The 496-nt window shown below is 37.3% G+C and carries 1 protein-coding gene; it reads left to right on the top strand.

Annotated elements, in window-relative coordinates:
- Positions 1 to 94: 94 nt before the first annotated feature.
- Positions 95 to 496 (top strand): molecular chaperone DnaJ (locus ACFIO5_RS11425; RefSeq protein WP_375705472.1); only part of this gene is annotated, 402 nt, incomplete at its 3' end.

Genomic DNA, 496 nt, shown 5'->3' with positions numbered 1-496 from the left:
CAATACCCCTTGTTTTATGACCAAATAAGTGTGAAAATAAATTTTTTAAAAGTCAATTCTTGTCAAATCAATTGATTTTGCATAAACCAAAGATATGACGATAACATCTAAATTATTCGACTCCATTCGAATCAGCTCCAATAAAAAACAAAAGGCTGAAGCAGAAGCGCAGAAATGCCAATGGGAAGGATGTGAAAAAGTAGCATCCCATAAAGCACCAGCGGGACGAAATCACGAAGGGCAGTATTTACATTTTTGCATTGATCATGTACGTGCTTATAACAAAAATTTTAATTACTTCTCTGGCCTTAGTGATAAAGATATTGCAAAATTTCAAAAGGATGCCCTCACAGGACATCGTCCAACATGGACTACCGATTTTAGTAATGGCACGTCAAAAAAAACAGCTGCAAATTATGCACAAATTCGCTCTGGTACAGCTGCCTATCAAAATCGTATGCGCGATCCCTTTACACTGTTTACCGGGCGTCATTCA

This window comes from Bartonella sp. AA86SXKL (assembly GCF_042196885.1).
This window is presented reverse-complemented; position numbering and strand designations above follow the sequence as displayed.